The sequence below is a fragment of the Streptomyces sp. JW3 genome (assembly GCF_052216785.1).
Classification (GTDB): domain Bacteria; phylum Actinomycetota; class Actinomycetes; order Streptomycetales; family Streptomycetaceae; genus Streptomyces.
In genome coordinates this window covers 15,221-34,653 of the sequence record NZ_JBQOUX010000065.1, presented here as the reverse complement: position 1 = coordinate 34,653, position 19,433 = coordinate 15,221, and the positions used below count along the sequence as shown (strand labels likewise).

Below are 19,433 nucleotides of genomic sequence, written 5' to 3'. Positions count from 1 at the left end.
TGCGTTCACGCCCACGAGGTCAGACAGACGCGGTCGGACAGCCATCGGTCCCCGCCTGCGCCCTCACCCTTGAGGCATCACCTCGGTGAACACGCGCACATCCCAAGGGCCCAACGACAGCTCCGCCCCGGCGGCCTACCGCGAGGAACCGGCGACGTCCTCGAGCGTGGACGGCAGCCGCAGGCACACGGACTCACCGGACCAGTTGTGCGGTACGCGCAGACGTCGGCCGTTGCGGGCCGTGGCCCCGGTCGCGGTCACCGTCCGGCCTGAGCCTCGGCCGTCAGGTCGAGGTCTTCGTCGAGCCGCTCGTAGCGCTGGTACTCGTAGGAGTAGGCGGCGCCGAACAGGACACGCGGCGGCAGTTCGGGAGAGGCACGGCCGGTCATGTGCGGGGCTCCCCGTGGTAGCGGAAGTCGGTGAAGTGAACGGTGCCGTCCTCGGCGTACATCCCGGTCACCCGACCGGTGAAGAAGGGGGCCGACTCCACGGACCACAGCCGGCCGTCGAGTTCGGCGAGGTGCGACTCGGCTCCGGTGGCGTCCACCACGCTCAGCCGGATGCGGTCGCCGGACGACAGCCACGGCGCGCGTCCCGGTGGCGGGGTCCGCGTGGTGATGCGCAGCAGGACCCGGTCGTCCGGTACGTCGGTGCTCCAGGACTGCGTCATCGTCGGCACGTCGGCCCGTGCCGTCACGCGCAGACCGCCGCCGATGGGCGATCGCTCCGCGAGCAGGACGACCGCGAACTCCTCGTCGAAGCGCAGGCAGAGGCCGCCCCTCCCTGCGGCGGGCTCGACCCGGGCCTCGACGACGCTGTCCAGGTGGCGCTGTCTGCGGCCGACGAAGGCGGGCCTGAGCGTGTCGCTGCCGTCACCGGCGGCGGTGAGGGTGAGTGTGCCCGGTCGCCCTGTGAGCGATGCGGCCTCGCCGGGCGTGCGGCGGACGGCCAGCCAGCCGGGGTCGGCGAGGGCCGCGGGGTCGGTGAACGTGAAGTGTTCGTGGAGCGGTTCGGGCCGGGGCGCGAGCTCCACGGGGGCCGGGCAGGGCCAGCCGTCGGACCAGCGCACCCCGGTGACGTACGTCTCGCGGCCCAGCGGCGAGAACCGGCCGGCGCGTCGGGTGCCGAGCAGCACCATGAGGTCCTCGCCGTGCGGACCGAGTACGAGGTCGCCGTGGCCGGTGCACTGGACCGGGCGGTCCGTTCCCGAGGCGGACAGCAGCGGGTTGTGCGGGGCGCCCTCGAAGGGGCCCTCGATGCTCGGGCCGCGGGCGACGCTCACCGCGTGTCCGGACTCGGTGCCGCCCTCGGCGATCAGCAGGTACCAGTGGCCGTCGCGTGCGTACAGGTGCGGCGCCTCGGGGGCCACCAGGCCGGTCCCGGACCACAGTTGTCTCGGCTCCTCCAGCACCCTGCCCGCCGCGAGGTCCACTCTGGCCTGGAGGATGCCGCGGTTGGCGACCACGGTGGTGCCGTTCAGGTGGAGGCCGCTGTAGGTGACGTACGGCCTGCCCGTCTCGTCCCAGGCGAGGTCGGGGTCGATGCCGTGGACACCGTCGATGACCGTTCCCTCGCTCCAGGGGCCGGCGGGATCGGTCGCGGTGAACACCAAGCAGCCGCGCGGGCCGGTCGCCACCGAGACGATCACGTGGAAGAGACCGTCGTGGTGGCGGATGGTGGGAGCCCATACACCCCCGGCCGACGGTACGTCCGCGATGCCCACCTGTTCCCCACGAACCGCGACATTGCCGATGTGCTCCCAGGTGACGAAGTCGGCGCTGCGGTACACCGGTAGCGCCGGAAGGTACTCGAAGGTCGAGGTGACCAGGTAGTAGGTCCCGTCGACGAGGACGCAGCTGGGATCCGGGTTGAAGCCCGGGATCAGGGGATTGGGGTACGCCGTTCGCTCATCGGGGACAGGCATGGACGACTCTTTCTCGTGGGTGGGGTTCGGGTCGGGTCATTCGGTGGCGGCGTCGCGCACGCCGCCCGACCACGGCTCGCAGATGAGGGCGGCGACGAGCGCGAGAGCGCACGCCGCCCCGAAGGGCGCGGCCGCGCCGTACGCGGTGATCAGGACGCCGCCCAGCGCGGAGCCCGATACGTTGCCGACGGCGAACGCGCTGCCCATCCAGCCGAACGCCTCGGCCACCATTCCGGCCGGTACCTGCCACGACAGCCGCTCGAAGAGCGCCGACATCAGCGGGGCGACGGTCATGCCCAGCAGGAAGAAGGCGACGGTCAGCACGCCGGTCCCGGGTGTCAACGGCAGGACGAGCAGCCCCGCCGCCAGCACCAGCATCAGGGGCCGAAGGCGCGCATGGTGGTGCTTTCGCGCACCGTGGATCAACCCGCCCACCAGGGAGCCGAAGCTCCCGCAGGCGAGGATCAGCCCCGCTCCGGAGGTCACGTGCCGGCCGCTGACCAGGGCCACGATCCCCATCACCTGTGCGGCCAGCGCGCCGGTCAGCAGGAACCCGACCGCGCACAGCCGGGGCAGGCCGGGGGTGCGCCATGCCCCGGCCCGGCTGCCGGTCCCGGCCGGCGCGCGGCCCGCCTCCACGTTGCGGTCGCCCACGTAAGCGAGCGTTCCGACGAGTACCAGCCCGGCGCACCCGCCCAGCGCGAGACGGGGTCCGCCGAGCACCGCGAGGGTCGACGTGATCACCGGTCCGACGACGAGGATCACCTCCTGTGCGGTCGCCTCGAGTGCGAAGAAGGTGCGTCGCTGGTGCGGACGGACGAGTTCGGGAAGTGCCGCCCTGACCGCTGCCGTCATGGGCGGCGTGCAGAGTCCGGTCAGCAGGGAGAGGACGACGAGCAGTGCCGGGCGAGGCGGACAGACCGTCATGCCGCCCATGGCGAGGGTGTGCAGTACGGCGGTGACGGTGAGGACCCGGCGCCGGCCGTGGGTGTCGGCCAGTCTGCTGGCCAGCGGCCCGGAGACCAGCAGGCCGATCACGGAGGCGGCCGACACCAGGCTGTAGACCGCGTAGGTCGACCGCTCGGTCGTGATCATCATCAGGGCAAGCCCGCTCATGCCCTGGTTCAGGCGGGCCAGGATCGAGGTGCTCATGAGCCGGCCGACCGACGGAGTACGCACCAGCTCCCGGTAGGAGTTCGTCGGCATGATCACTTACCCACGATGCGCTCGGGGACCGCCCGGGCACGCTCTCTCCCCCGCCGGTGACCGCCCCGGGCCGGAGCCGAGGCGGTCGGGGGCGGCGTGGCGGACCGGTCACACACGTTCGACCAGGGCCTTGGAGAGGAAGGAACGCTCCGCGCTCGCCAGTACCCGGGCCTTGCCGGTGACCTCGAACGAACCCTCGACCCGCCGGTCGTCGGAGTCGAAGCCGAGGAAGAAGTCGACTCCAGCGGGTTCGACGGCGAAGTTCCTGGCCAGGTTGGTGTATCCGAGCTGTGCGGCCGCCACTTCGAAGGTCACCCGGCTCGACTCCCCCGGTGTGAGCTGCACCCGGCTGAAGCCTGCCAGCTGCTGGGCGGGCCGAGTGACCCCGGAGGTGTTGACGCGCAGGTAGAGCTGGACGACGGCGGCGCCCTCGGTGCTCCCCGTGTTGGTGAGGGTCGTGGAGATCCGGGCGACCCCCTCGGTGTCGATCTCCGCAGTGGAGGACAGGTCGTCGAGGGTGAAGTCCGTGTAACTCAGACCGTGTCCGAACGAGTAGAGAGGTGTGGCCGGCATGTCCAGGTACAGCTCGGTGGTGCTGGGCGGCAGTGGGTTGCGGAAACCGGTGCCGGTCTTCTGGTGGTGGTAGACCGGGATCTGCCCGCTGTGCCGCGGAATGCTGTACGGCAGCTTGCCGCTCGGGTTGACCGCGCCGCACAGCACCTCGGCGACGGCCTTGGGCCCGAACGGGCCCCCGTAGGGCGCCACCACGATCGCGGCCGCGTCGCGCACCGCTTCCGGCAGGGCGTAGGCCCGGCCCTGGAAAAGGACGACGACGTACGGCGTGCCGGTGGCGGCGACCGCCTCGACCAGCCGGGTCTGCTCCCGCGGCAGGGTGATGTCGGCGGTGTCGCTGCCCTCGCCCTCGGTGCGTTCGCCGTTGAACCACAGGCTCGCCCCGCCGAGGGCCAGGACGACGACGTCCGAGCGCCGGGCTATGTCGACGGCCCGGTCCATCGCGTCCTGCCCGCACGAGCGGGTCAGCGTGCAGCCGCGCTCGGTCAGCACGGTGCCGGCGAATTCGCCGATGGCCTCGTGCAGCGGGCGGGCTCCGTACTGCTCGCGGGCGAAGGTGTGAGAGTCGGCGTCCGTGAAGATGGACTTGTTCCAGGCGGTCTGCGGGGTCTCGGCGCCGACCATGGTCATCGCCTCGCCGAGGTCGACGGCCTTCACCGCGTCCCGCCAGGACGGATAGGCGTACGTCGAGAACTGCAGCCAGGCGGCGTCCGCGTGCGGCCCGATCACCCCGACCGTCCGTCCCTGCGCCGCCAGCGGCAGGATGCCGTCGTTCTTGACCAGGACTACCGAGCGGCGGGCCAGTTCGGCGGAGAGCTCCCGGCCCTCACCGGCGATCGCGGCGACGTCGATGTGCTCCTGCGGATAGGGGTTCTCGAACAGACCGAGCTCGAACTTGGCCCGCAGTACCCGCAGAACGCAGACGTCCACCGCCGCCTCGTCGAGACGCCCGGAGCGCACTTCGTCGACGAGTGCCTCGCCGTACGCGAAGGGGGTGGGCAGTTCGACGTCGAGGCCGGCGGTGATGGCCAGCCGGGCCGTCTCACCGGGGGTGGCCGCGGCCCGCTGCCGGGTGACGACCTGCTTCAGGGTGTCGTAGTCGGAGGCGACGAAGCCGTCGAAGCCGAGGGTGTCACGCAGCAGATCGGTGAGGACCTCGCGGGACACACCCACGGGGACGCCGTCGACGTCGGCGTAGGAGTTCATGACGGACTTGAGCCCGGCGAGGTGGATCGCGGCCTCGAAGGGATAGCCGAACAGGTCGCGGGTGCGCCGGTCTCCGCCCTCGTAGGCGGAGAGGTTGATGCCGCCGGAGGCGAGGCTGTAGCCGAGGAAGTGCTTGGCCGTGGCGACGACACCGTCGGCGAGGCTCTCGCCCTGGAGTCCGCGGGTGTAGGCGACGGAGAAGGCGGCACACAGGTAGGGGTCTTCCCCGTACGTCTCGTGCACGCGGCCCCAGCGTGGGTCGAGGGCGACGTCCATCACCGGTGAGAGCGCCTGTCCGTATCCGAGGCGTCGCATCTGCCGGCGCGTCAGATCGGCCATGTCGCGTACGAGTTCAGGGCTGAAGGTGGCAGCCAGTCCAATGGCTGTCGGGTACACCATGTGGCCGCCGACCATCGGACCGTTCAGGGCCTCCTGGTGGACGAGCGCGGGGACACCGAGCCGGGTCCGCGTCATGAACTGGCGCTGGATGGCCCCGATCAGCCGGGCGACCCGGGCCGGGTCGTCGGCGGAGAGAGCGGGGATGTGTCCGGGCGGCGCGTCCTTCAGCACCTCCTGCGCGCCGTCGGCCTCCGCACCCTCGGCGTCGATCAGTTTCCAGGGCCAGACGGCGGTCAGCTGGGCGCACTTCTCCTCAAGAGTCATCTCCCGCAGCAGGAGGTCGGCGCGTGCGCCGGGGGGCAGGTGGGCGTCGCGGTAGGTCTCGGGATGCGTCGGCATGGCGACGTTTCGTCCTCATCGTTCGACAGTGGGGGAAGCCGCTGGACGGGGTGGCCGCGCGGTCATGCGCCATCGGTGCCGAGAATGCGGTCCACGTGGTCCTGGAAGACGTGCGCCAGACGGAAGTGCTCCTCCGGTGCGAGCGTCCGGACGACGGTGCCGACGGGCTTGTCGAGGTAGGCGGCCAGTCCCTGCGCGACCTGCGGTTCGCCGCCCGGCGCGACCTCGGTGTCGACAGCCGCCTTGACCAGGGCGGCCCACGCCTCGTGGTCGTCGAACAGGTCGCGGACGATCCGCGCGGAGTGCCGTTCGGCCGGCGCGGGGCACGGGTCGGGCACCTCCCACCGGTGCTCGCCGTGGCCGACGGTCTCCGCTTCCGTGGCGCCGGGCAGCAGGACCTGCGCGGTGACGCCGACGGGAACCCGCGCCTCGAGACGGAACCGGCCGTCCTCGCGCGTCCACGCCACGCGGGCTTCGCCGTACGGCGTCAGATGGCGGGCCGACGCGGAGGTGAGCGCGGCGTTGGGTACGGGCGCGACGCGGATTTCGCGGTATCCGGGAGCGGCGGGGGCGAGGCCGGCCACGCGGCGGTGCAGCCAGTCCGCGACCGCGCCCAGCGCGTAGTGGTTGAACGACGTCATGTCACCGGGGTTGATGCTGCCGTCGGGCAGCATGCTGTCCCAGCGCTCCCAGATCGTGGTGGCACCCATGGTCACCGGGTACAACCAGGACGGGCAGCCCGTCTGGAGCAGCAGCCGGTAGGCGACGTCGGCGTGTCCGGTCGAGGTCAGCGCGTCGGCCACCAGGGGGGTGCCCACGAAGCCGGTGCCGATCCGGAATCCGCCCGCGCGCACGAGGTCCGCGAGGCGGCGGCCCGCCATCTCGCGCTGCGCCTCGCCTGGCAGCAGGGCCCACTCGAGTGCCAGGGCGTACACGGTCTGCGCGTCTGACAGGACCCGTCCGGCCGGGGTGACGTAGGCGTCGGCGAAAGCCGCGCGGACCTCGGCCGCCAGGGCCGTGTAGCGCTCCGCGTCCTCATTCCGGCCCAGCACCTTGGCCGCCTCGGCCACCACGTCGGCGGACCGCGCCAGATGCGCGGTGGCCACGACATCGGGATCGGCCTTGGCACGGCCGGGGAACTCCGGCGGCGCGGTCGGGTCCAGCCAGTCGCCGAACTGGAAACCGCCCGCCCACAGCCGGTCAGGACCGGCGAGTTCGGTCATCCGGTCCACCCAGGCGCGCATGCTGGGCAGTTGCCGCTCCAGCACCTCGCGGTCGCCCGAGCGCTGGTACAGCACCCATGGCACGAGTGTCGCGGCGTCTCCCCAGGCGGCCGCGGACGGGGAGTCCTCGTGCAGGATGTCCGGGACCACGAACGGCACGGATCCATCCGACTGCTGGTCCACCACCAGGTCGGCCAGCCACGAGTTCAGGAACCCCGCGGTGTCGAACAGGAAGGTCGCGGTGGGGGCGAAGACCTGGATGTCGCCGGTCCAGCCGAGGCGTTCGTCGCGCTGGGGGCAGTCGGTGGGCACGTCGACGAAGTTGCCGCGCATGCCCCAGACCACGTTCTCGTGGAACTTGTTGAGGAGTTCGTGCGAGGAACTGAACCAGCCGGTGCGCCGCAGGTCCGAGCCGATCACCACGGCCTCGATGTCGTCCTCACGCAAGCCCGTCACACCCGAGACCTCGGCATAGCGGAAACCGTGGAAGGTCAGGGACGGCTCGAGGACCTCCTCATTGCTTCCCGTGACGAGGTAGCTGTCGGTGGCCCGGGCCGCGCGCAGGGGCCGGGTGCCCAACTCCCCGTTCTCCAGCACCTCCGCGTGCCGCACGGTGACCTCGGCCCCCGGCGCCAGACCCCGCACCCGCAGTCGCACCCAGCCGACGGCCACCTGCCCGAAATCGACCAGGACCCGGCCGGAGGGCGAGGTCCATACGCGCTGCGCGGCCAGCAGGGAGGTGACGCGGACGGGCGGCCCTTCGGGGGCGACGAGCCGGCCGAAGTCCGCTTCGACCTCCTCGACCCCGCCCACGGCCGGGCGCCAGTCGCCGCCTCGCCGGCGCAGGTCGGTGCGCTGTCCGTCGTACAGGTCGTCGACGAGGACTTCGCTCTCCCGCGAGGTCCACGAGCCGTCGGTGCCGAGGACGTGCACCGTGCCGTCGGCGGTGGTGACCTCCAACTGGGCGAGCAGCGCGAGCCGGTCACCGTAAAGAGCCCGCCCCCCGTAGAAGCCGAGCCGGCCGCGGTACCAGCCGTTGCCCAGCAGCACGTCGAGGTCGTTGCGTCCCTCGCGCACCAGGTCGGTGACATCGTGGCTCTGATAGCGCAGACGGTGCTCGTAGGAGGTCCATCCCGGTGACAGGACGTGGTCGCCGACGCGGTGACCGTTGAGCGTGGCTTCGTACAGGCCGTGGGCGGTGGCGTACAGCCGGGCCTTGACCACCTCGCCCGGGACGTGCAGCGAGCCGCTGAGGACGGGCGCCGGCGCGTGCAGTCCACCGAGGCCGACCGGACTCACGAACGCCGCGCTCCAGTCGGAGCGGTCGAACAGGCCGGCCTCGATCACGGCCGCCTCGCTCCAACTGCTCCACTCCTCCTTGTGCGCGACGCGGACGCGGACCACGGCGGACTCCCGGGACGCCAACGGTGGCGCGGGCCAGGGCCGCAGTATCTGCTCACCGCTGTCCACCCGGTAGGTCTCCGTGCTGCCGTCCCGGACGACCTCCACCTCGTACGCGGTCTGCTCATAGCCCTCGTCCGCCTCCCGTACGGTCCACGACAGGCGGGGGGTACGGGTGCCTACACCGAGGACAGGGGTGGACTCGGTGTGATGCTCGAATCGAGGCGCACTGGGGGCGGCAGAGGCAGCCATGCAAGTCTCCAGACTTCTCACCACGAAGGAACCGGGTCCGAGCGAGGTGCCGGCGCTGCTGCGCGGGAGCACCCGTACCCGCACGCCCAGGTGAAAGGGGGGTGCGTGAGGACCGACGGCGTCTGTAACGTTCCAGAAACCGGAATCTAGGTGTACCCCAAAGAGGTGTCAAGAGGGTCGGAGACCGGTCCGACGGCGCTCCGCGGGCGTCCCGGTAGCATGAACCACGTGGACAGAGGCCGTAATAAACCTGACCTGCAAGAGAACGCGGACACGCCGGTGGAGGACGATGCGGCTCCACGGCGGTCCGGTGCCGCGAGCCGGGTATCGCACACCAAACCGCGTCGTGTAACGATCCAGGACGTTGCGAAGCACGCGGGGGTCTCGGTCTCCGCAGTCTCCAACGTCCTCCGGGACGACGGCGTCAGTGCCCAGATGCGGGCCAAGGTCACCGCGGCGATCGACAAGCTCGGGTACCGGCCGCAAGCGGGCGCGCGCGCCATGCGTGGCCGCTCCTTCACGATCGGGGTGATGCTCACGGAGCTCTCCTCACCCTTCCAGCCGCAGGTCGCGGAGGGGATCGCGGACGAACTGCTGCCCACTGCCTACCAGGAGATCCTGATCACCGGCGGGAACTCCGCGCAGCGCCAGCAGCGCGCCGTCGAGGCGTTCATCGACCGGCAGGTCGACGGAGTCATCGTCATCGCGCCGACCATGAGCACCAGCTGGCTGGAGCAGCTCGGAGCCAGCCTGCCCACCGTGGTGCTCGCGCGCCACGGCGGCTCCGCCCACTACGACACGGTCGTCAACGACGACCATGGCGGCGCCCGCCTGATAGTCGATCACCTCGTCTCGCTGGGCCATGAGCGCATCGCGCACACCAGTCATCCGTCCGGCGGCCTGGAGCGGCCGCACATCCTCTCCCACACGGCACGCTGCGACGGCTACATCGCCGCGATGAAGCGGCACGGACTCAATCCCGATGTCATCGAGAGCACCTACTCGGACGAAGGCGGCTACCGGGCCGCCCTCGAGCTCCTGGACCGTCCGTCACCACCGACGGCCCTCTTCGCCGGCGCGGACATCGCGGCACTGGGCGCCCTGCGGGCCATGGAGGAACGGGGCGTGCGGGTTCCCCGGGATCTCAGCCTGACCGGGTACGACAACATCTACGCGTCCGCGATCGGCCGCGTCTCGCTCACGACGATCGACCAATCCGGCCATCTCACGGGTCAGATGAGCGCACGACTGCTGCTGGAGCGGCTCGGCGGCCGCACCCAGCCGGTGCACTACGTCGTCGCCCCCCGCCTCATGACGCGCGGCACGAGCACCGCGCCGACCCGACGCACGGCGCGGCGGAAGGTACGCCAGCCGTAACGCGTGCGCAGCATGGTGGCCTGAAACGGTACAGAGGCTCAAGACAGCGCAGACCGGGTAACACCGCGCGCCCAGGCCGCCCCACCCCCGCGCTCAGGTGACCTCGCACGGAAAGTGCGAGGTCACCTCCGCTTTAGCTCCCGGCATACACCTGAATCACAGCCACGTTGCCGAAACGTTACCCTGCGATGACCGTGCGGTCTCTTGACGGGGTCAGACCCCCTACCTAGCCTCCAGTCTGGAACGTTTCACTCTTTGTTTCGTCCGATACGCGCCCCTTGATCCGGGTGCGCGGGACGCTCCCGCGCGGCCTGCGAGCGCCAAGCCGAGGCCACGCCCCATCCGCGTCCTAAGGAGCCAACGATGCGGCGCACCACACGACTCACCCTCTTCGCCCTGCCGACGACCATGATCCTGGCCGTCGGCGCTCTGAGCGGCTGTACCAGCGCGGGCTCGGCCAGCGGGGGCGCAGCCGGGCAGAAGGACACACTCACCCTGGGCATGACCGCCGACATCCAGGGCTGGGACCCCTCCAACCAGCCCAGCTACCAGGGCTGGGCCGCTGAGGCGGTGTACCAGACCCTGGTCCAGTGCGACAAGAACGGCGATCCCCAGCCGGACGCCGCCCAGAGCTGGGAGTTCAAGAAGGACAACACCGGGGTCACCGTTCATCTGCGCGCCGGTGCCAAGTTCTCCGACGGGACCCCCGTGGACGCGAAGTCCGTCAAGGCCTCCTTCGAGTACGGGGCGAAGCACAACGGCGGCGCCGGCCGGCTGACCGGGCTGAAGTACTCCACTCCCGACTCCCGGACCTTCGTGATCACCTCGCCGAAGCCGAACCCGCTGCTCGCCCTGCGCCTGTGCGAGGTCAAGCTGGCGAGCGCGAAGTTCCTGGCCACGGGCCAGGTGAACAAGGCTCCGGTCGGCTCCGGCCCGTACGTCCTGGACGAGTCCGCGACCACCAACGGCTCGGTGTACGCCTTCACCAAGAACAACGCGTACTGGAACGCCGACGCCTACCCGTACAAGAAGCTCCGGGTGAAGGTGATCACCAGTGAGACGGCCTCGCTCAACGCCCTGAAGACCGGGCAGATCGACGGCACCCTCATCACGCAGGCCACGTACAGCGAGGCCAAGGCGTCCGGCCTCAAGGTCATGACACTGCACGGCAAGACCACTCGGCTGCTGCTCACGGACCATCTCGGCAAGAGCGTCCCGGCACTGGGCGACGTGCGGGTCCGCCGCGCCATGAACATGGTGTTCGACAAGGAGTCGATAGCGAAGAGCCTCTACAACGGGCTCGCCCAGCCGGCCACGCAGATCTTCCGGCCCGGCAGCGACGCCTACATCAAGGATCTCAAGGACCCTTACCCGTACGACGTCGCGAAGGCCAAGAAGCTGATGGCGCAGGCCGGGTACGCGAAGGGATTCACCATCCAGATCCCGTTCATGCAGGGCCAGGGCCTCGAAACCCTGATACCGGTCGTCAAGCAGCAACTGGGACTGCTCAACATCAAGGTCAAGCAGGTGACGCTGTCCGGCCCCACCGCCATCACCGAACTGCTCAGTGGCAAGTACCCGATGCCTCTGTGGCAGCTCGGCAACTACGGTGAGTCCCGCCAGGACATCTTCGACTACGTCCTGACCGACGGCATCTGGAACGTCATGCACCAGCCCGACGCCACGGTGGACAAGCTCTACCAGAAGGTCGTCACCAGCAGCGGTGCGGAAGCGACCGCCGCGCAGCAGGAGATCAACCGCTACATCACCGAGCAGGCCTGGTTCGTCCCGATGGTGTACGCGGACGGCTTCTACGCCTACAGCTCCAAGATCAAGGTGCCCACGATGAGCGACTTCGCCGCCCTGCATCCGCTGCTGCGGGACTTCAAGTAGGCCGGCCGGTACGGCGATAGGAGCCCCAGTGCTGGGTGCATTTCTGAAGAAGATCGTCCGAGCCGTCGCCGTACTGCTCGTGACCAGCTTCGCCACCTTCATGCTGATGTACGGCAATGGTCCCGGGATCGCGCGTTCGGTCCTGGGGGTCCGGGCCAGTGCAGCCGACGTCCATCAGAAGATGATCGAGCTCGGTCTCGACCGGCCGCTGCTGACGCAGTACGGGGACTGGCTGAAGGGCGTGGTCACGGGCGACCTCGGGGACTCGTTCTTCACGGGACAGTCCGTGGCGTCCACGCTGACGACGCGCGTGCCGGTGACGCTCACGCTGATCGTCCTGACCCTCGTCCTGACCGCGGTGCTGAGTGTCCTGCTCGGCGTCACCGCGGCCGTGCGCGGCGGGTGGACCGACCGGATCGTCCAGTTCCTCACCGTGCTCGGTTCAGCGGTTCCCGGGTTCATCGTGGCGATCGGACTCGCCCTCGCCTTCGCCGTCTCGGTCCGCCTCTTCCCCGCGACGGGGTACGTCTCCCCCGACGTGAGTCCGACGGGCTGGCTGAAGTCGGTCACCCTTCCGGTGCTCGCGCTGCTGGTGGGCTCGGTCGCCAACTCGGCCTCCCAGTTCCGTGGCACCGTCATGGACACCCTCTCGCAGGATTTCGTCCGCACGCTGCGGGCCCGCGGAATCAGCGAGTCACGGATCATTTTCCGACATGTGCTGCGCAACGCGGGCGGCCCCGGCCTCACCGCCCTGAATCTGCAGACGATCGCCCTCATCGGCGGTGCGATCTTCATCGAGCAGGTCTTCGCCCTCCCCGGTCTGGGAGACCTCAGCAACACCTCCGCCCAGCAGGGCGACGTGCCCGTGGTGATGGGGGTCGTCCTGGTGGTCATCGTCATCGTGCTGGTGGTCAACCTGCTGGGCGACCTCGCGAACGCCGCACTCAACCCGAAAGCGAGGACGCGATGACCACATCCGAGCCCGCCGAGGCCATCGGGTCACGGCCGGAGCCCACCGCGAAGGTCCAGTCGGTCTCGCGCCGGCTCCTGGCCAGCCCCCTGGCGGTCTGCTGCCTGGTCTTCCTGTTCCTGGTGCTGGTCACAGGGCTCGCCAGTTCCTGGCTGGCGCCGGTGGGGCCCAACGTCACCGAGCTGAGCGCGGTCAACGCGGCACCGTTCACGCCCGGACACTTCCTGGGTGGCGACGCGGCGGGCCGGGACATCCTGTCGCGCCTGATCTGGGGCACCCGGCAGACTCTGCTCGCCTGTGCGGTCGTCCTGGTCGTGTCGGTGCTGCTGGGGGTGACCAGCGGGCTCGCCGCCGGCTTCTACCGGGGGCGGACCGAGGCCGTCCTCAGCTGGGTGTCGGACGTCGTCATGACGATGCCCGCGATCGTGCTGCTGATCGCCCTCTACGCCCGGACCGGCCCCAATGTCGTCGCCGCCATGAGTGTCTTCGGACTCCTCATCGCACCCTCGTACTTCCGCCTCGTCAGGTCCATCGTGGTGGGTGTCCGAAGCGAACTGTACGTCGACGCGGCGAAGGTGGTCGGCCTGTCCGACCTGCGGATCGTCGGACGGCACGTGCTCTGGGCGGTCCGCTCCCCTGTGATCATCCACAGCTCGTTCGTCCTCGCCGCGGGCATCGGCCTCGAGGCCGGCGTCGGCTTCCTGGGACTCGGTGACGCCGACAAGGCGTCCTGGGGCGGAGTCCTCCAGGACGCCTTCAACAACCTCTACACCAGCAAGACCGCAGTCCTGTGGCCGGCCCTGCTCATCAGTCTGACCGTCCTGGCGCTCGTCCTGCTCGGCAATTCACTGCGCGACGTGCTCCAGTCGTCCCAGCACACCACATCGCGGGCGCCGGGCCGACTCCGGGAAGCAGTGCGCCAGGCCCGTGAACGGGTCTCGGCGGACGCCGCCGAGCCGGCTCCGCCAGCCCCGGACTCGGTCCTGTCCATCCGGGGCCTGCGCGTCGGGTACCCGGACGGCGAAGGCGGCGTGCGGGAGGTCGTCCACGGCGTGGACCTGGACGTACGGCGCGGAGAGATACACGGTCTGGTGGGCGAGTCCGGCTCCGGCAAGTCACAGATCGCCTTCTCGACGTTGGGCATCCTGCCCCGGGAGGCCGTCGTTCTCGGCGGGAGCATCATCCTGGACGGCGAAGACCTGCTGGCGAGCACGGACCGCATGCGCGCGGCCCGCGGCCGGCGCATCGCGTACGTACCGCAGGAGCCGATGTCGAACCTCGACGCGTGCTTCACCATCGGTACGCAGCTGGTCCACGGCCTGCTCGCGGTGAAGCAGATACCGAAGCGTGAGGCGGAGCGGGAGTTGCTCGCCCTGCTGGCGCGGGTCGGCATCAAGGACCCCGAACGGGTCTTCCGGCAGTACCCGCACGAAATCTCCGGCGGGATGGCGCAGCGGGTGCTGATCTGCGGTGCGATCGCCTCCGGCCCGGATCTGATCGTCGCCGACGAGCCGACGACCGCACTCGATGTGACCGTGCAGGCCGAGGTACTGGAACTGCTGCGGGAACTGCGCGACGAACGCGGCCTCGCGATGATCCTCGTGACCCACAATCTCGGTGTCGTGGCGGATCTCTGCGACACGGTCAGCGTGATGAAGGACGGCCGGATAGTGGAACAGACCGACGTCGACACGCTCTTCGAGGCGCCCGACCAGGCTTACACGCAGGACCTGCTGGCGTCGGCTCGCCGCGTCGAGATCGTGGAGGTGTGACGGATGTCGGAGACGGTTCTGGAAGTCGAGAACCTTGTCGTCCGGTACGGTGTCCGGCGTGGTGTCCGCACCACGGTGATCGACGGCGTGTCCTTCGACCTGAAGGCCGGTGAGACGCTGAGCCTGGTGGGCGAATCAGGATCGGGAAAGACGACGATCGGTCGTGCCGTCCTCGGTCTCGCGCCGGTCACCGAGGGCCGCGTCCGCTACCGCGGCGAGACGATCAGCAACATTCCAAGGGCCCGTCGGCGCAAGGTCGCCGCCGGCATCCAGGTGGTGTTCCAGGACCCCTACTCGTCGCTCAACCCATCGATGACCGTCGAGGACATCCTGGTCGAACCCCTCCTCGCCGCCGGCACGACGGGCGGCCGGCAGCGGGTACGGGACCTGCTCGACGCCGTCGGTCTCCCCGGTGATTCGGGGGGCAGGTATCCACGGGAGTTCTCCGGTGGACAGCGGCAGCGCATCGCCATCGCCAGGGCGCTCGCCCTCGACCCCGCGGTCATCATCTGTGACGAGCCGACCAGCGCCCTGGACGTGACCACGCAGGCCCGGGTGCTCGCCCTCTTCCAGGACATCCAGCGGGAGACCGGTGTGGCGTATCTGTTCATCAGCCACGACCTGGGTGTGGTCAACCAGGTCAGCGACCGGATCGCCGTCCTCAACCAGGGCCGCATCGTCGAGATCGGCGCGGCGCGGCAGGTCTCGACGGCTCCGGACCACCCGTACACCCGCAAGCTGCAGATGGCGGCCCCGGTCGCGGATCCCAAGAAGCAACGCGCCCGGCGCGCCAAGCGGCTCGAACTCGCCGCCCAGGAACGGCGCTCCGCCGTCCCGGAGAAGTCCGACGCCCGCTGACGGTCTTGCCGGCTCGAGTGTCCGTCCGCACGAGGAGAAACCCATGAAGGAAGAAGGCAAGGACCGCGGCACGTCGACCGACAGCGCCGTACCCGGTCCGCGGTCCGCTGCCTGGTCCAGGCGACGCTTCGTGCAGGGCACGACGGCAGGTGTCGTGGTCGTGCTGGGCAGCTCGTCGATGACGACCGCCCGGGCCGCCGACACCGCGGCATCGCAGTGCACGGCACGGGAGACCGGCGGGCCGCTCCAGATCACCGCCGACTGTGCGGATCCCTTGTACGGCAAGCCTGTGATCGACAGTGAACAGGATGTGACCGAACCGGTACCGCACCACAAGGTGTCCGGCCACTTCGACGGCACGGACAAGAAGTTCACCTTCTGCCTGCCGCCCAAGAAGCAGTGGCAGGGCCGGTTCTTCCAGAAGGTGTACCCGGAGTACGACGAGAACCCGTCCGCGACCGACATCGCCTTCGGCGCGGACAGCGGTGCCTACACCGTGCAGACCAACGGGGGCGGGGGCTACCGGGTCGACGCGGCGGCGGCCAAGTTCTCCAGAACGGTCGCGGCCGAGTACTACGGGTCGAGCCGGCGCATCCACGGCTACCTCTACGGCGGCAGTGGAGGCTCCTACCAGACCATCGGCGCCATGGAGAACACCCGAGGTGTGTGGGACGGCGCCGTGCCCTTCATCCCCGGCACACCGGCGTCCATCCCGAACTCCTTCACCGTGCGCGCCATGGCCCGCCTGGTCCTGGCGGAGAAGGGTCCGCAGATCGCCGCGGCGGTCACGCCCGGCAGCGACAGCGATCCCTACGCCGGCCTCGACGAGGTGGAGCGGGACATGCTGCTGGAGATCACGCGGATGGGTGTCCCCCTGCGAGCCTGGGAGGACCACGAGTACGTGCTCGGCATGTCGGCGGCGGACGGGCTCCTCGGCTTCACCGAAGCGCTGCGTTCGATGGACCCGACCTACGCGGACGATTTCTGGGGCGAGCCGGGCTACCTCGGCACCGAGCAGTCGGCGCTCGGCGACATCTTCCGGGCCGCGCGGATCGATCACACCGCCACGATCGTGAAGGTCCACAGGGACGCGCGGAACGTGCCGACCGGCCTGGTCCTCGACAGCGTGCCTGCCAACGACAGCTCGGAGGGACTCACGCACACCGTCTACGACGCCGCCGGGACGACCGCGGCCGGGACGGTGTCCGGTGTCCTGGACCGGGCGACCCGCACCCTGACCCTCGATGGCGGCACGTCGGCCGAGGTACTCGACGCGATCGGCACCGGGCGCGGGCTTCGTACCGACAACCGCTGGACGCTCGCGTTCCGCGCCTACCACCGGTACCAGGTCCCGGAGCGCCCTGGCTTCTACACCTATGACCAATACCTCGGCCGTGACGGGCAACCGCTGTACCCGCAGCGTGACGTGCAAGTGGGGCCCCTCATCTCCACCGGTGTCAGCGACGGCGGCACGCACACCGGCAAGATCGGCGGCAAGGTCATCGTGGTCGCCAACCTGCTCGACTCCGACGCCTGCCCCTGGCCCGGCGACTGGTACCGGTCCCGAGTGCGGGAAGCTCTCGGTGAGCGACGCCTCGACGAGATGTTCCGGCTCTACTACAACGACTGCGCCGACCACCAGGAGGGCGCCGTCACCGGTACCCGCGCCGCTCGCCTTGTCGAGTTCAACGGCATGCTCCAGCACGCCCTGCGCGAGCTGAGCGACTGGGTCGAGAAGGGCGTATCGCCCGCTCACTCCACGGCCTACACCGTCTCCGCCGACAACCAGATCAAGGTGCCGTCGACTGCCAGGACGCGTCTCGGGATCCAGCCCGTCGTGCGACTGACGGCCGACGGTACCGACCACGTCCGCGTCACCGCGGGCCGGCCGGTGACGTTGCGGGGCACGATCCAGCTTCCCCCGGGAGCCGGCCGCATCGTGTCCACCGAGTGGGACTTCGCCGGGCAGGGAACGTTCGCGGAACGGCCCTTCGGCCCCGGGGGACGCAGTGTGGAGGTGCGTGCCACCTTCACCTACACCGAGCCCGGTACCTACTTCCCGGCCCTGCGCGCCACCACCCAGCGCGAAGGCCGTGAGGACTCACCGTTCGCCAGGGTGCAGAACCTCGGCCGAGTGCGGGTCGTGGTGACCTGACGCGACAGCCGCGCGCACGAGGACGCCATGCTCCGCGAGCGTGGCGCTCTCATGCGCGGGCCCCCTCTCGCCCGTCCTCACCCCCACCGCGATTCAGCAGGAAGTAACAGATGCCCTACGGTCCCGCTTCCATTCTCCGCGACGTGCTGCGCAACGAGCGGGCAGCAACCGTGATACGCGAACACCTGCCCGGCATCGAGGACGACTGGACCCACGTCCAGTTCCGGCACGGAACACTGCGGCAGGTGACGGGCGTGGCGTCGGCCACGCGCGCCAACCCCGCCGCCGTGGAAAGGCTGTACGCGGCGCTGGCCTCCGTCCCCGAGACGCCCGTCACCGGCGAGTACGTCGAAGAGCCGCCGATTGTCGTCTCCGACGACTACGAGGCGGCGGACATTCCACTCGGGAGCGCCCATGCCGAACAGCCGACGACAGTCCCACGATGGCGCGTCTTCGAGCTGGTGCTGCACGGGCCCGCACATGGGAACCCCTTCACCGACGTGGAGCTGAGCGCGGAGTTCCGCCGCGGTGACCGCACCCTGACCGCAACCGGCTTCTACGACGGCGACGGGGTCTACCGGATTCGGCTGATGCCGGACGAGGAGGGCGACTGGTCCTACCGCACCAGCAGCAACGCCCGGTCTCTCGACACGATCAGCGGCACCTTCGACTGCGGTGCGGCGGTGTCCGGGGAGCACGGTCCGGTCCGCGTTCACGGCCGCTTCCACTTCCGTTATGCCGACGGCACACGGTATCTGCCCGTGGGCACGACCGCGTACGCCTGGACCCACCAGGACGAGAAGGTGGAAAGGTCGACACTCCAGTCCCTGGCGGAAGCACCGTTCAACAAGATCAGGATGGGCGTCTTCCCCAAGTCCTACGACCACAACACCGAGGAGCCCGAGCGCTACCCGTTCGAGGGCTCGCCGGCCACCGGCTGGGACTTCCGGCGCCCGAATCCCGCCTTCTTCCGTCACCTCGAAGGACGCATAGAGCAGCTGCGCGACCTCGGTGTCGAGGCCGACCTCATCCTGTTCCACCCGTACGACCGCTGGGGCTTCTCGGACATGGGCGCGGACGCCGACGCCCGCTATCTGCGGTACGTGGTCGCGCGGCTCTCCTCCCATGCCAACGTCTGGTGGTCGTTGGCCAACGAGTACGACCTCATGTGGGCGAAAGATGCCGCGCACTGGCACCGGGCTGCGGCCGTGATCGGGGAGAGCGATCCGCACGGGCACCTGATGAGTGTGCACAACTGGGTCGATCTCTACGACAACAGCGCGGACTGGGTCACCCATTCCAGCATCCAACGGACCCCTGAGGGCACCAGCGCATGGCGGGAGCGCTGGGGCAAGCCGGTCACGATCGACGAGCTGGGATACGAGGGAGACATCGACTGGGGCTGGGGCAACCTGACACCTCAGGAACTGATCCGCCGCTGCTGGGAGGGGGTGGTACGCGGCGGATACGTCACCCACGGCGAGTGCTATCTCGACGAGGAGGACGCGCTGTGGTGGTCGAAGGGTGGCACGCTGAAGGGCGAGAGCACCGCCCGCTTGAGATTCCTGCGATCCGTACTGGAGCAGACCCCGGCCGACGCCCCCGGTATCGACCCGCTTGCCTCGGACTTCGACTTCCCGACCGGTGGCGTGGACCAGCGCTACTACCTCACGTACTTCGGCGTGAGCCAACCCCGCCGTCGCTCCTTCCTCCTCGACGAAGGGATCCGCTGCCGGGCCGAGATCATCGACACATGGAACATGACGATCACCGAGCTTCCCGACGTCTACGAAGGGTCTTTCACCCTCTCCCTGCCGGCGCTACCCTACATAGCTGTTCGCCTGCGAACCGTCGCGGACGGCGGCCAGTGACGAAGCCGTCCGGG

The 19,433-nt window shown here is 69.7% G+C and carries 12 protein-coding genes; 7 read left to right on the top strand and 5 right to left on the bottom strand.

The annotated features are described in order from the left end of the window. Positions 1-257 precede the first annotated feature (257 nt). From ACTT8P_RS24465 to ACTT8P_RS24445, 5 genes are all read right to left on the bottom strand, one after another. Positions 258-389: a hypothetical protein gene (locus tag ACTT8P_RS24465; RefSeq protein ID WP_442833874.1), complete on the bottom strand. Its 132-nt coding sequence runs from the start codon at positions 387-389 to the stop codon at positions 258-260. After that, on the bottom strand, positions 386-1,924 hold the full coding sequence (locus ACTT8P_RS24460; protein WP_442833873.1) for a family 43 glycosylhydrolase: 1,539 nt from the start codon (positions 1,922-1,924) through the stop codon (positions 386-388). Before ACTT8P_RS24460 ends, ACTT8P_RS24465 begins: the two co-directional genes overlap by 4 nt. Positions 1,925-1,960: 36 nt before the next feature. Beyond that, positions 1,961-3,130, bottom strand: coding sequence for an MFS transporter (locus tag ACTT8P_RS24455; protein ID WP_442833885.1), 1,170 nt, complete (start codon positions 3,128-3,130; stop codon positions 1,961-1,963). Positions 3,131-3,238: 108 nt separating this feature from the next. After that, entirely contained in the window at positions 3,239-5,647 is a 2,409-nt protein-coding gene (locus ACTT8P_RS24450) for a glycoside hydrolase family 3 N-terminal domain-containing protein (protein ID WP_442833872.1), read from the bottom strand. Between the two features lie 62 nt (positions 5,648-5,709). After that, positions 5,710-8,523, bottom strand: coding sequence for a family 78 glycoside hydrolase catalytic domain (locus ACTT8P_RS24445; RefSeq protein WP_442833871.1), 2,814 nt, complete (start codon positions 8,521-8,523; stop codon positions 5,710-5,712). Between the two features lie 228 nt (positions 8,524-8,751). On the opposite strand from ACTT8P_RS24445, the gene ACTT8P_RS24440 reads away from it, so the two are divergent. From ACTT8P_RS24440 to ACTT8P_RS24410, 7 genes are all read left to right on the top strand, one after another. After that, the gene (locus tag ACTT8P_RS24440) at positions 8,752-9,900 is read left to right on the top strand and encodes a LacI family DNA-binding transcriptional regulator (RefSeq protein ID WP_442833870.1); all 1,149 of its coding nucleotides are present in this window, start codon (positions 8,752-8,754) and stop codon (positions 9,898-9,900) included. Between the two features lie 363 nt (positions 9,901-10,263). After that, positions 10,264-11,793: an ABC transporter substrate-binding protein gene (locus ACTT8P_RS24435; RefSeq protein WP_442833869.1), complete on the top strand. Its 1,530-nt coding sequence runs from the start codon at positions 10,264-10,266 to the stop codon at positions 11,791-11,793. 28 nt (positions 11,794-11,821) lie between these two features. After that, positions 11,822-12,763: an ABC transporter permease gene (locus tag ACTT8P_RS24430; RefSeq protein ID WP_442833868.1), complete on the top strand. Its 942-nt coding sequence runs from the start codon at positions 11,822-11,824 to the stop codon at positions 12,761-12,763. Beyond that, positions 12,760-14,535 carry a dipeptide/oligopeptide/nickel ABC transporter permease/ATP-binding protein gene (locus tag ACTT8P_RS24425; RefSeq protein WP_442833867.1) on the top strand — a complete coding sequence of 592 codons (1,776 nt, stop codon included), beginning with the start codon at positions 12,760-12,762 and terminating at the stop codon, positions 14,533-14,535. The genes ACTT8P_RS24430 and ACTT8P_RS24425 overlap by 4 nt, the downstream gene beginning before the upstream one ends. Positions 14,536-14,538: 3 nt before the next feature. Beyond that, positions 14,539-15,393 (top strand): ATP-binding cassette domain-containing protein, encoded by an 855-nt coding sequence (locus ACTT8P_RS24420; RefSeq protein ID WP_442833866.1) that lies wholly within the window; start codon positions 14,539-14,541, stop codon positions 15,391-15,393. Positions 15,394-15,436: 43 nt separating this feature from the next. Continuing rightward, positions 15,437-17,548, top strand: a complete 2,112-nt coding sequence (locus tag ACTT8P_RS24415) for a PKD domain-containing protein (RefSeq protein WP_442833865.1) — start codon at positions 15,437-15,439, stop codon at positions 17,546-17,548. Positions 17,549-17,658: 110 nt separating this feature from the next. Beyond that, on the top strand, positions 17,659-19,419 hold the full coding sequence (locus tag ACTT8P_RS24410; RefSeq protein WP_442833864.1) for a DUF5605 domain-containing protein: 1,761 nt from the start codon (positions 17,659-17,661) through the stop codon (positions 19,417-19,419). Positions 19,420-19,433 lie beyond the last annotated feature (14 nt).